Annotated in this window: 11 protein-coding genes; 3 read left to right on the top strand and 8 right to left on the bottom strand. The window is 37.3% G+C overall.

Going from position 1 to position 13561, the window contains the following annotated elements:
• Nucleotides 1–8: 8 nt before the first annotated feature.
• The 6 genes from HHT355_RS01185 to xylB all read right to left on the bottom strand — a co-directional run bounded on the left by HHT355_RS01185 (nt 9) and on the right by xylB (nt 8955).
• A complete protein-coding gene (locus HHT355_RS01185; protein WP_103201635.1) occupies nt 9–1004 on the bottom strand; it encodes an acyltransferase family protein in 996 nt (331 codons plus the stop codon).
• Nucleotides 1005–1312: 308 nt separating this feature from the next.
• The gene (locus HHT355_RS01180) at nt 1313–3718 is read right to left on the bottom strand and encodes a GH36-type glycosyl hydrolase domain-containing protein (RefSeq protein WP_103201634.1); all 2406 of its coding nucleotides are present in this window, start codon (nt 3716–3718) and stop codon (nt 1313–1315) included.
• A gap of 148 nt (nt 3719–3866) precedes the next feature.
• On the bottom strand, nt 3867–4748 hold the full coding sequence (hslO, locus tag HHT355_RS01175; protein ID WP_103201633.1) for an Hsp33 family molecular chaperone HslO: 882 nt from the start codon (nt 4746–4748) through the stop codon (nt 3867–3869).
• Between the two features lie 215 nt (nt 4749–4963).
• Nucleotides 4964–5734 (bottom strand): class I SAM-dependent DNA methyltransferase, encoded by a 771-nt coding sequence (locus HHT355_RS01170; protein ID WP_103201632.1) that lies wholly within the window; start codon nt 5732–5734, stop codon nt 4964–4966.
• A gap of 234 nt (nt 5735–5968) precedes the next feature.
• Nucleotides 5969–7234 carry a hypothetical protein gene (locus HHT355_RS01165; RefSeq protein WP_103201631.1) on the bottom strand — a complete coding sequence of 422 codons (1266 nt, stop codon included), beginning with the start codon at nt 7232–7234 and terminating at the stop codon, nt 5969–5971.
• 248 nt (nt 7235–7482) lie between these two features.
• A complete protein-coding gene (gene xylB, locus HHT355_RS01160; protein WP_103201630.1) occupies nt 7483–8955 on the bottom strand; it encodes a xylulokinase in 1473 nt (490 codons plus the stop codon).
• Between the two features lie 249 nt (nt 8956–9204).
• Here xylB and HHT355_RS01155 point away from each other — a divergent pair, with 249 nt between their 5' ends.
• The 3 genes from HHT355_RS01155 to HHT355_RS01150 all read left to right on the top strand — a co-directional run bounded on the left by HHT355_RS01155 (nt 9205) and on the right by HHT355_RS01150 (nt 11942).
• The gene (locus tag HHT355_RS01155) at nt 9205–10371 is read left to right on the top strand and encodes an ROK family transcriptional regulator (protein ID WP_103201629.1); all 1167 of its coding nucleotides are present in this window, start codon (nt 9205–9207) and stop codon (nt 10369–10371) included.
• Nucleotides 10372–10571: 200 nt separating this feature from the next.
• Entirely contained in the window at nt 10572–10748 is a 177-nt protein-coding gene (locus HHT355_RS13545; protein WP_158245852.1) for a hypothetical protein, read from the top strand.
• A gap of 81 nt (nt 10749–10829) precedes the next feature.
• On the top strand, nt 10830–11942 hold the full coding sequence (locus HHT355_RS01150; RefSeq protein WP_103201628.1) for an IS30 family transposase: 1113 nt from the start codon (nt 10830–10832) through the stop codon (nt 11940–11942).
• 256 nt (nt 11943–12198) lie between these two features.
• Here HHT355_RS01150 and HHT355_RS01145 read toward each other — a convergent pair whose 3' ends face one another.
• Together HHT355_RS01145 and HHT355_RS01140 are read right to left on the bottom strand one after the other, a co-directional pair.
• Nucleotides 12199–12639, bottom strand: coding sequence for a hypothetical protein (locus HHT355_RS01145; RefSeq protein ID WP_103201627.1), 441 nt, complete (start codon nt 12637–12639; stop codon nt 12199–12201).
• A gap of 166 nt (nt 12640–12805) precedes the next feature.
• Nucleotides 12806–13510: a DUF4367 domain-containing protein gene (locus tag HHT355_RS01140; protein WP_242967508.1), complete on the bottom strand. Its 705-nt coding sequence runs from the start codon at nt 13508–13510 to the stop codon at nt 12806–12808.
• Between the last annotated feature and the right edge of the window lie 51 nt (nt 13511–13561).

Here is a 13561-nt window from a genome sequence, read left to right as displayed (position 1 = left end):
GTCTCGTTCTATTTGTCTTTAAGTAAAATCACATTTATTGAACCGTTCATTGCTTTATCATAAATCTTTTTGACAATAGGTAGAGTATATATGTAACTAATAATTGCAGTCGTAATCACCGAATAAACCAGATATAAATACGGTTCATTATTAAATATCTTAAGTTTTTCCAAAAGCGGTATCGTAAACAGGTGAAGTACATAAACCGTCATTGTATTTTGCCCAATATTCGTTAAAAAGTTTTTTTGGCTGCCTGTTAAATTTATAAGTGCAAATATCATAATTAAAGCAACAACATATACCAATACCCGTATTATCATATGTTCAACATCGGCATCTTCCGGATACGGGCTTCTTAAATACAGATCCTCAACACCGAACATTTTATTCTTCGCCAAAACTGCCGATAATACCCCTGAACCTATAAATACAGCAAAACCGGCTATTCTTGGGATACGCTTAATTTTATCAATATGCTCCTTTTTTAAATAATATCCCAGCAAGAAAAAGGGAAGAAAACAGACTACCCTTCCAAGGGCCATGTATGTAGAGAATTCTTTGGAAAATCCGCTTAATATACCAACCAAAAAGCTAAGCGGAAGTATAAAACGTATTCTAATCAAATCTTTCAGGAAAAATTTCCACAGAAATAGGGCAAGTAAATACCACAGCCCCCATAATGGCCTGAAGAATCTGAAACCGAAATAGTCTTCTTTAAGTATCAGCATTTTAAAGATATAGTTACATACATTCAGTATCAGATAAGGCATAAGGATGGTTTCAAATGCCCGATCCCTGGCCTTCTCAGTATTTTTTGAAAAAAATCCCGAAATAAACACCATTGCAGGCATATGAAAAAAGAATATAAAATAATATATAGTTTTAATAACATCATTACGAAATATTAATGATGTCAGCAAATGTCCCCATACAACCAGGATTATCAGAACCGCCCTCATATTATCAAACAAGAAATATCTCTTATCATTCGAATGGTCAGGCATAGTTTCACTCCCAGATAATTTATATTTATAAGTACCGCCAGTAACAAATCTGATTTTAACAGAGTTATGTCTAGGATGCAATAAAAATCTGTAAACTAATACCTGCCGTAACTATAGCGTCATAACAAGCGCAAATGTTCGCATATGACACTATTAGTTACGACAGGCGTTTGTTAACCTCATGCAATAACAGGATAGTCTTTTGTGTAAATATATGCAAGATATTTTTACAAGATGTTTTTTTTGATTTCTAAAGTATTAACTACATTTCTAATATATTTATTGCATATTGTATTCCTTCAAAACTTTTACATTACAAACAGGATTTCGTTCTCATCCTCAAGCATGGATTCGGGAATATAGTTATCATCAAGCTTCTTGCCGTTTAAGTAAAATTCCTTATAACCGCTTTCTGCACCGGATTCGTTTTTAACTTTGATGTGCAGCTTTTTACCGCGGAATAATTTATCGATGGTAAGTTCTTTCCATTCACCGGGGATACTGGGTGCTATTCTTATTCCGTCAAGGTCAGGCCTAATGCCCAATATACCTTCTACCGAACCTACCATAACCGTGGAAGCAGTTCCGGTCAGCCAGTGCACATGGGCTCTTCCTTCAAAAGGACTTTCCACACTTTCGATAAACTGTCCATGTACATAAGGTTCCATTACCCTTATTTCGGCTTTGTCGTTCATGGCTGCCGGACAAGCTTTTAAGAAATATTCGAAAGCCCTATTGCCATGTCCCATGAGTGCTTCGGCAAGAATCAGCCATCCCTGAGGCTGTGAGAAGATACCTCCGTTTTCTTTGGTGGAAGGATTAAAGAGTATCGCCAAAGCCCCGTCAAAGGCATGGTCTTTATATGAAGGGGCCATAACTCTTGCACCGTACTTGGTATTCAGTTCCCTATACACACTGTCTAAAGCTTTTTCTGCCTGTTCCTTTGTGGCAAGGCCGCTGATAACGGACCAGGACTGAGGATTTAACCACATGCTGGCTTCGGGGTCCTTTTTGGAGCCGATTACCTGGCCGTCTTCCTTAAAGCCGCGGATAAAGCGGTCATCTTCCCAGCAATTCTCGTTGATGGTATCTTTAAGTTCTTTTTGCACCTTGTCTAGATAAGCTATGTACTCCAGATCATTCTTATCTACGGCAAATTTACGGATAATTGACATGGCATAATAAAGCTGCAAGGCCACAAAAGTCGATTCACCCTTCTTACCGAGGCGCAGGCAATCGTTCCAGTCCGCATAAAGTCCAGCCGGCATTTTATGGGTACTGAGCCTTTCCATGGAGAAGTTTATGGCTCTCTTTAAGTGATCATAAACCGTTCCTTCGTCCTTGTTAGCATAAGGAATGACTTCGTCTAAGAATTCCTTGTCTCCGGTTTCTGCCAGGTATTTATAAACCGTAGGGAACAGCCAAAGTGCATCGTCTGCCCTGTATGCCGGATGGCCCGTAGCTTGTACATAGGAGAAATCATCGGGTGTGTCCTCATGACCGGGATTATGGTCAAACTTAACCAAAGGCAATCCGCCACCGTTGTCAACCTGCGCAGAAAGCATAAACCTTATTTTCTCTTTTGCCATAGCCGGATCAAGATGGATAATTCCCTGAATGTCCTGGACGGTATCCCTGTAACCGTAACCGTTTCGAAGACCGCAGTAGATAAAGGATGCCGCTCTGGACCAAATAAATGTTATAAAGCATTGGTAAGCATTCCAGGTATTAATCATTACATTAAATTCCTTGCTGGGGGTATTGACCTGGAAATTAGCCAGCTTGCCGTGCCAGTAGCTCTTAAGTTCGCCAAGCTCTTTATCAACTATGCTTAAGTCGGAATAACTGTCCAGTATTTTTGCTGAATCTTTATCATTATTTTGACCCAGGAAGAATGCAAATTCCTTGGTTTCTCCGGGCTGTAATTCAAACTTGGTATGTAATGCACCGCAGGCATTGGAGTTATAGTTTAAAACATTATCGCATCTTCCCCGTTCTACAGCCAGAGGATTATGATAACTTCTGTATCTTCCTATAAAAGATGTTTTGTCACCGTTATAGGATTCTACGTTTGCCCCCACGATGCCAAAAAACCGTTCTTTATTGTTTGTCCCTTCCTCGTTCTTGCCGGTATTTTCGTTTACGGTCTGAAGTATCTTATTTCCCTTAAAATATGTTCTGGTTATGAACAAGGTGTATTGCAGGTTAACCTGGTCATTTTCATAAAAATTTTCGTTGGTAAATTCTACAAAGCCGAATGCGGATAATTTCCTTGGCCTGTTACTGTTGTTTGTTACTTTAACTCTCCATACTTCATAGGTCTTGTTTAATGGAACATAATACAAAACCTCGGACGTAATGCCCTTATACCGTCCTTTAATAATTGTGTAGGCAGTTCCGTGGCGGCACTCTCCCTGATACTCTGCGTATCCGTCACCTAAAGGCTTTCCTACCGGCTGCCAGGAAGCGGACCAATAGTCATTGTCTTCATCATCCCGAAGGTAAACATATCTTCCCGGCTTGTCCTCCTGATTGAAAATGTAGCGGATAATACGGCCGTTTGCCCCGCTTTTTACAAAACTGTAGCCACCGGCATTATTGGAGATAATGGCTCCGTACTCAGGTGACCCTAAGTAATTTGCCCAAGGGCCGGGGGTATCGGGCCTGGTTATAACATATTCCCTGTTTTGCTCATCAAAATATCCGTAATTCATCTGTCCCCTCCTTAATAATTACTTACTCCCTTATATTTATTAAATAAAACTCCAATTTTAACCAACACTTACAATAAATAGTACAATTATAGTTGTTTATAGAACAATGGGCTTATTTATACTTTATTTGTTATTTTATATCCTTACATTATCGGTCGGCCCTGGCAAGAAGGTTTTTTAGCTCGTCCACGGTAAATATATAGTGTTTATTACAAAAATGGCAATTCACTTCAATCGGCTCATTGTCATCAATCATTTCCTGAATTTCCTTTTTCCCTACGGATACTACGGCACTTTCCACCCGTTCCTTACTGCAATTACATTCAAATGCAGTCGGATATTTCTCCATTATTTCCATGCCCATATCCCCAATTAGATGCTCCAATATCATTTCCGGTGTCATGCCCTTGTCAAGAAGCCCAGTGATTCCTTCCAGTTGCCCTATTCTTTCTTCCAGTTTAACGATAACTTCCTCTTCCGCCTGAGGTAAAAGCTGCAGTATAAAACCTCCCGCATGGCGAACCGTATTGTCTTTATTCATCAGCACTCCAAGGGCTACAGACGACGGTACCTGCTCGCTGGATGCAAAATAATATGTCAGGTCTTCTGCTATTTCGCCGGAAATCAGCTCAATCTGGCCGACGTAAGGCTCTTTTAAGCCTAAGTCTTTTATAACCGTAAGCATTCCTGCTCCTATGGCACCCGCCACATCAAATTTTCCGTATTGGTTTGCCGGCAAGATAACATTAGGATTATGGACATATCCTTTGACAGCCCCTTTTGAGTTTGCGGTTACGATTATTCCGCCTATAGGACCGCTACCTTTTATCTGAAGGGTTAATATATCCTTCTCACCCTTCATCATAACTCCCATCATTGTTCCGGCTGTAAGTAATCTTCCCAAAGCCGCCGTAGCCACAGGACTGGTATTATGAATAGTTCTTGCATATTCCACCAATTCTCTGGTAGTTGCCGCAAATGCACGAATCTGATTGTTTGCTGCAGTAGCTCTTACAATATAGTCTGTCATAATCGTTTTCCTTTCTTTTAATTCGTTATGTGTTTTATGCTTCTTTGCTTTTGCCAGTTTTACTTCATATAATTATATGCATTTCCATCTTTTTTAATAGCTCTCCAATTTGCTTATACCATATTATAAAACCCAATTATGATTTTTTTCAATTATTATTAACCTAATTAAAAATAATAGTATTTACCGACAATCATATAAAATATTTTTCAGTTTCAAATATATAATTTATTTTCATGATATCTTTCCTTAGCGACAATATAAATCCTTTCACTGTCCGGCCTCGGTTTTTGATCGGTCAACTCGTGATATACCCCTATTACATCCAGGTTGGCATCATCAAGCAGCTTAAATATGGTTTCCGGTTCATAAGTCCTTCTTGTATGGGTTTCCTGATGTTTGCGGTATAAAGAATTCTCCTGCTTTAAAAATAATGTCAAATTAACTTCGTTTATCATTTCATCGGGATAATAACCGTTTTCCCATATAAAACAGCCTTTTTCATGTTCGATATAGGATGTATTATCGGCAAGCACTTGTTCATAAAGATATCTGGTATCCATATCAAATATAAACAAGCCGCCGGGGTCAAGGTAATTACTTACCAGGTTAAAGACTTTGCTTAATTCATCTGTTGTAAGCAGATAATTTATTGTGGCACAGACACAGAATATGGCGGCTACCGTACCGTAAAGTTCAAACTCCCTCATATCCTGGCAAAGATAAAGAATACCGTCATCCCTTCCTTCACTTTTTTGCCTGGCTACGGAAAGCATATCTTCGGATATATCAATCCCAATCATGTCATAGCCTTTTTGAGCCATCTTTCTTGTCATAGCCCCTGTACCGCAACCAAGCTCCAATACAAGTCCTTTTTCTATTCCATGACGCCTTAATATTTTTTCTATATAATCCGCCCAGTCGTCATAAGGTATGTCTTCCATCAGTATATCATAAACCGAAGCAAAGTCAGTGTAGTTGTTCAATTTTACGGCTCCTCTCTTTTAGCTTGTAGCCTCAAATCTTTTTGAATTTACGAAATAAATTATAGCATTAATAATATTATAAAGTCTATTACTTATTAAAAAGGCGGTTCTTTGTTACCTGTAAATTTTGACAAAAATTTATGTGTATTACTTTTTATCAAAAAAATACCTCCTAAGTAGATTTATGAATATGCTTCTGCTTAAGAGGTATAAATTATATAAAAGACATTAATTTTAATTGCGGCCTAATATTTTTAATACATCAGATAAAGGGTTTCCATGTTTATATATAAGTTCAGAAATAAATTTAAACAAGTTTTCTTTGAAATCCGACAGCTTATCCAGATTTTTAAAAAGTTCTTCCGTAAGCTTCTTCCATTCATCCAGTTTTGCTTTCAGAGAATCATTTTTACTTTCGGTTTTATCATTGCTCTTGCTCTTTTCAAGAACAATTACTTTAACCGGTTCGGTTTGAGCAGGCATACTTTCATTAACCTTGTCATATATAACCGCAAGATTGGAATTTACGGGCTTACCGCTGTACTTTGCCCCGTCCATGTAGATAATTTCCGTATCGTTTCCGATATTTAATTTAAGGCTTTTATCTGCACTGATAAGTTTATTGTCAAAGTAATCTGCTTTTACCTTGTAGTCCGGTCTTTCAATATTCAAAACTACTGCTTCATATTGGGGCGGATATATCATAATCCTGAATACTTTTGCATCATAATATCCCGTCACTACCGAACCTATGGCAATTTTTTCGTTATTAGTAAGATAAGTATCATCTGTTATTGTAAATTTGGCTTCCAGTCCGTCCTTATCAGTTAAAGTTATCCTTTTTATATTTTTATCCTCTTTCAGAATCTCAATATCAGTTACCGTTCCCTTAAAAGAACCGAAATACGAATTTTTATCCTCATCGGGAATTATAGGCTCTGATAAGACTACTATCTTGTCAGGCCTTGTTTGTGCAGGAATACTCTTTGTGGCTGAACGGTAAAACACAGCCAGTTTGCGGTTAGCCAAGTCATCCTTAAATTCTTTTCCGTCCTTTGTAACAATTTTTGTATCCTTGTCCATTATTAATTTCAGTGTATTATCCGCACTTACCAAATTTTTGTCAAACAGATCAACCTTTATATTCTGCTCTTCGTTTGATACCCAAACCGCTATGGCAGCGTATTGCGGCGGATAAATCATTATCATCATGGCATCTGCATCATAAAATCCGGTTACTTTTGAACCTATAAAAATTTCTTCGTCATTTATAAAACAGGTTTCTTTATTTATTATAAGATAAGCTTCACTGTCTTTTCCGGTTTCCAAAAGAACATATAAAGCATCTTCATCGGTTTCAGATTTCTTGATTTCTTTAACAGTACCGGAAACCGAATTGAAACGTGACCTATTATCGGAATCTTTTTCGGCTGCAAAAACAAATGATGTAGACGATAATACAATTATAACCGTCAGTATTAATGATATAACCTTTTTCATATGCTACCTCCTATTGCCAAAGTTTTTAATTTTATCCTTCATACAATAGACGAGATAAATATGAAAAAGTTTCATTTTTACATACACTTACTCTGTAAATGTAAAAAACTTTTTATGATATTTAAATCAAAAGTTTAATCATAGTCCTCAAATATTTATAATAAATAAAGTACATTCCAATAACAAAAAGACTCCCAATATAATTACTATATTGAGAGCCTAATTATATTCATTTTTTGAATACTTTATTATTCAACCATCTTGTCAAACATATCTTTCAAGGACGGATACAACTGCTTGAAAATCTCGTACTTCTTATTGTAGCGTTCAACAATCTCAGGGTCCTGTTCTGTTGTATCAATTACCTTGATAAGCTTTTCTGTAGCTTCCTCTACGCTTGAATATTTGCCGCAGCCTACCGCTGCCAAAATAGCTGCACCGAAAGCAGGGCCTTCTTCGGAATTAATCTTGTCGACTTTAACATTCAGAACATTGGCTACAATCTTGCACCACAGAGGGCTCTTTGCACCGCCGCCGTTAATTCTGGTTCTTTCAATCTTAACACCCAGAGACTTGGCAATTTCAAACGAATCTCTAAGCGCAAAGGCTACGCCTTCCAGTACAGCCTGTGTCATATCGGCACGGGTTGTATCCATGGTCATTCCTATAAATGTACCTCTTGCATTTGGATTGTTGTGAGGCGTTCTTTCACCCATAAGGTAAGGCAGGAAGAATACGTTGTTCTCGCCAAGTTTTGTAATATTCTTTTGCTCTCCAGCATAATCCTTGGTTCCGATTATCTCATCCATCCACCACTTGTTGCAGGCTGCTGCTGAAAGCATAACTCCCATGAAGTGATACTTACCGTCGGCATGGCAGAAGGCATGAAGGGCATTCTTGTCATCCACGGCAAATTCCTGGGAAGATATAAATACTACGCCGGAAGTACCGAGAGAAATATTGCATTTTCCTGCTCCTACGGTTCCGGTACCGACTGCTGCAACCGCCTGGTCACCACCGCCTGCTATAACCTTGACCCTTTCAGGAAGGCCGGTTTCTTCTGCAGCTTTCTTGGTTAAGGTACCGACTACCTGATAAGATTCATGAATTTTTGCCATCTGCTCTTCTTTCAATCCGCAGATATCAAGCATTTCTTTAGACCAGCGTTTATTCTTAACATCAAACAGTAACATTCCTGAAGCATCGGAAACATCCGTACAATGTACTCCGGAAAGTTTGTATGCTAAATAATCTTTAGGCAACATAACCTTCTTAATCTTAGCGAAATTGTCAGGTTCATGCTTCCTTACCCACAGTAATTTAGGGGCGGTAAAACCGGTAAGAGCCATATTGGCTGTATATGAAGAAATTTTTTCTCTGCCTATCTCAAAGTTTAAATAATCACATTCTGCCTGGGTACGACCGTCATTCCACAGTATGGCAGGGCGAATAACATTGTCGTTCTCGTCCAAAATAACCATACCATGCATCTGTCCGCTAAAGCTGATGCCTTCGATCTCATCCTTATTGCAATCTTTGGTAAGTTCCTTAATTCCGTCTACAAAAGCACTGTACCAATCCTCCGGATTCTGCTCGGACCAGCCCGGTTTAGGGAAATATAAAGGATATTCCCTTGTTACTATACTTTTTATGTTTCCTTCTTCATCCATAAGTAACATCTTTACGGAGGATGTACCTAAATCAACACCGATATAAAGCATTCGAATACTTCTCCTTTCATTATTTGAATTTGATACCCGGCAGTTACTTACGTACTATTCTTAATACGCATGACTTTGGGGTTTATTTGTAAATATTTTCTTGTTAATTGATTAAACTATATCTACTTAAACTATACCAACCAGGCTATTTAATGTCAAGATTCAATCAGCGCCTTATATAAATATCTCTTTCCAAATATGATATTCTATGATAGGATGATATAGAAACAAAACGAAAAGGTGAAAATTATGGTAACAGGGAGTAAAGAGCTAATAAGAGATATAAATACACAACTGGTACTGGAAACCATCATAAATCATGCTGCTATTTCCAGAGCCGCCACAGCAAAGCACCTGGGGTTAACCAAAGCCACCGTTTCGGCCATTGTTCAGGATCTGATCAACCGTAAATTGGTTATTGAAATCGGCAGCGACGATACAAGCCTTGGCAGAAAACCAATTCTTCTTAGTTTGAATAAGAAAGCCGGTTTTGTTATTTCCATAGATTTGGGAGTAGAAACTATCACTGCTTTAGTTACCGATTTGGCGGGGGAAGATTGTATTCTTAAGCAGATCAAAACTCCGAAAAACACTTATAATATTGTTGATGAGATTGTAAAACTAATAGAATCGATGAAACTACCCGCCGATACCCCTTATGGGCTGGTAGGAATAACACTGGGCATACATGGTGTAACCGTCAACAATGAAGTATCCTTTGCCCCTTATTATAGTTTATCCGATTTAGATATAGCAGGAAGCTTAGGTCAGCATTTCGGTGTTCCTGTATACCTTGAAAATGAAGCAAATTTATCGGTTATCGGCGAAAAAACCTTCCAATACGATTATCCCAATATCGCCAATATAAGTGTTCATTCCGGCATCGGGCTGGGCATTATCATAAACGATCGGTTATATACCGGTTACAGCGGTCGGGCAGGAGAATTTGGTCACACTATTGTTGAAATAGACGGCAGAGAGTGTCCCTGCGGCAACCACGGCTGTTTGGAACAATATGTATCCGAACGGGTGCTTTTAAATGAATTTGCCAAACTCAAAGGCTTAGAAGATGCTGACTTTAATCTGTACCGCAAAATGTATGAAAATAAAGACCCGGATGCCCTGCATATAATGGATCAATTTATAAAATATATGTCCGTATGCATAAACAATGTCCTTAATGCTTATAATCCTGAAATAGTTATCATAAACAGTACTTTTACGATTCATTTTCCGCAAGTTTTGGAAAAAATCGAAAATGCTTTAAAAAGCAAGATGAACAGTTATATAAAAATTGTACCGTCAGTGCTACAGGATACTTCAATTCTGCTTGGCGGTGCCTGCGTGGCTATAAAGAACTTTCTTGGAATTAACAATCTTAAGCTTAATAATTCAAAATATCAATCACCTTTCTGATTAAGAATATGTATATCCGGTTATCTATGTAAACAATTATGGACTTGCGTCTAATAAGAAGCAAGTCCATTTATTTTACTCGCCGTACCAGTTTTTGCTTATTTTAGACATTTTTATGCCAAACTATTGCATAATTAACTTTAATGGATATAATTGTAAATATAGATATAAAATTTAAAAATTAAAAAGGAGATTCTATTATGGCCGATTTAATTCCTTATCGCATCGATTATTTGGCATATCAGCTAAAAATAACAAATAAAATTCTTTTTCTAATATTTTTAGCTTTAGTTATTCCTAAAATAATCGATTTAATAATATATATTTATAAATCTTTCCGTAATAAGAAAAATTGGTTAATTGTAAAATCAAATTGAACACCTAAAAAAATAGATCCATGGAGGATTCTTTGGTAGAATTAAGTTACCACACAAAAACCTACAAAGGAGATCGCAACCATGGATCAAACTTATTCTACCACATTTACCCCCGATCGCGAAAGGGGTCAGCACTTAAAATTTGAAGATCGTTGCAGTATCAAAATTTATAAAAAACTTGGTTACTCCCTTCGTAAGATTGCAGAAGCAATCAATTGTTCTGCTTCTACCGTAATGTATGAACTTCGGCGTGGAACCAGCAAGCGTAATGGAGACAGAGGACGTAATCCTGAGTATTCTGCAAAACGTGGCCAACAGAACTACGAAATAAACAGGTCAAGATGCCACAAGCCACATGCTCTTGATGAGAACTCAAAGTTTCTAAAATGGGTTATTAAGCAGGTCAAGGAACATCATTGGTCTTTTGATGCCTGCGTAGGTTATGCCAGACTTCATGAGCTGTTTCCTGCTGAGGATATTGTTTGTACCAAGACGCTTTATAATGAACTTTGGGCCGGAAATCTGCCGCTGGTACCACATGATTTTCCGGAAGCCTTGTCAAGAAAGCCAAGAAAGAACCAGCCTCGTAAAAGCAAACGTTTTCTTGGAAAAAGTATTGATGAACGTCCGGAAACAGTATCCACTAAAGAGGAATACGGTCACTGGGAAATCGACACAGTTGTCGGACACAAGGCCGGTCATGAATCAGTGGTACTAACGTTGGTTGAGAAGAAAAGCGATTATTATATAGCCATAAAAATACCCGGCAAAGATGCAGAATCCGTAATGGCAGCCATGGAAACCCTTAGAGAAGAATACGGCGAGGCTAAATTCAGTGAAGTATTCAAGACCATTACTGCCGATAACGGTACTGAGTTTGAGAGGCTATCTGAACTTGAAACATGGGGAGTAGGGATCTACTTTACACATCCGTATTCATCCTGGGAAAGAGCCCAGAATGAACGACATAACAGGATTTTTCGCAGATATGTTCCAAAAGGGGTTTCCATTGAGAAATATTCTGCAGAACAAATCCTGTGGTTTGCTGATGAGATGAACGAACTTCCCCGGAAGCATCTTGGGTACCGAACACCGGCGGAACTTTTTGAAGAGTTTCTGGATCAGGTGTATTCGATTGGCAAAGTACAAGGTAACTTAATTACCAGTGGTGTTCAATTTGAAATTGCAATTTAGGAATAAGAAAAATTAAATATTTTGTTTTAATTTAATAAACGAAACTGTCGTTTTTTGATTATAGTAATAGTAAACATAATATGCTAATGGATTAATAGGAGTCACGTAAATAAATGGCTTGTGTCAGTTTGGACACAAGCCATTTATTTTAAAACAGGCAATTTTATACCCAATAAAAGGATGGCAATGTAATATTCATTTTTTACTGTATATTTTAATCAAATATAAGATTAATCAATTATAATCATACTAAAAATTAATTATAATCTCCTTCTACCGAAGCACTAACTGTTTCACTTATACCGTTTCTTACTACTGTAGCTGTAACGCTAAAGCGGTATCTGTAACCTTGAATTGCAGAATGTGAATCATAAAACGATAAAAAGTCGGAATTTGTACTTGCCGTCCATGTTTTCACATGTGACCATCCTGCCGGTATTTTTCTTTCAAGCTTAAAGGTTGCACTTATGCTAGTTGTTCCTTTAAATCCATTTATATCTCCATGACAATGAGCCTTTCCGTCTTTAAAACCAAGCAGTAATGTAATATCATTTACGTTAGTCCACATCGGGGTAACTATAAAGTCTTCACCTATTTTTACTGCCGATTGGTCCTGAGTTTGTGCATATGCCTTAAAGCTTTGCGGTAAAAGAAGTACTGCTACAAATAAGATTACAAGTATTTTTTTAAGTTTCACTGGTCTTCCATCCTTTCTACATCTTTAGTAAGGCATTTTCACCTTCATTAAATAAACGTTAGAAAGTATATGTATCTATCATGTGATTTTCAACAAAATTATAATAATTTTATTATATAAAATTGCTAATCAAAAAATATGATTATAAATTTTCACTGATTCTAATTTAGTTATTACACATTGACTCCGCCATCATTATAAGTTCATCCATAGATAATGTACTCCATATCCTAAACTGATAATTGTCCATAGTCCATACAATAACATTTTTCGGATCTTCGTTAGTTGCGTAAGCAATATAAATCTCATAACCATTAATAATCTTAGTTTCTATGACATGGCTTTCAATATCTATTAATATATTCGAGTTATAATAATCCTGCCAGCATGTTACATAAATGACATCTCCCAGATCATTTTGTAACATTATATAAGTTTTATTTCCATGATTTTCAACTTGGCTCTCCTTAAATCCTTTCGGCAGGTATTTGGGTCTGAACTCTTTTATATCGCTTGTATCGGACGCTTCTTGTCCATTGAAAATAATTGAAATGTATTTATTATACCATTCAACAATAGCTTCTTTTACCGAGGCCCTAACCTTCGCATTGGACAACATTAATAATGACAAAAAGCCCACAGCCAGTAAAATTATAGCTGCTACGCGTTTTCCGGCATGAATAGCCTTAAGAACTATATCCCTTCGTCTGTCACGGGCCAATAATTTTCTCATTCGCAGTTCAAACTCCGGAGAAATAGTTACCATTTTTATAAGCTCTTCTTTTTTCGGTATGCTATCCACTTCCTTTTTGTACTCATCAATTACTGCCTGCCGGAATAAGGCTTCAAATAAATTGTCATCCATTTTCATTATATCCAATTTTACTCACACCTTCATAATTTTATTGTTTATCTTGAAATT

It is taken from the genome of Herbinix hemicellulosilytica, from assembly GCF_002904165.1.
Classification (GTDB): Bacteria; Bacillota; Clostridia; order Lachnospirales; family Lachnospiraceae; genus Mobilitalea; species Mobilitalea hemicellulosilytica.
The sequence above is the reverse complement of the archived record's forward strand: the minus strand, read 5'-3'. Positions and strand labels throughout refer to the sequence as shown.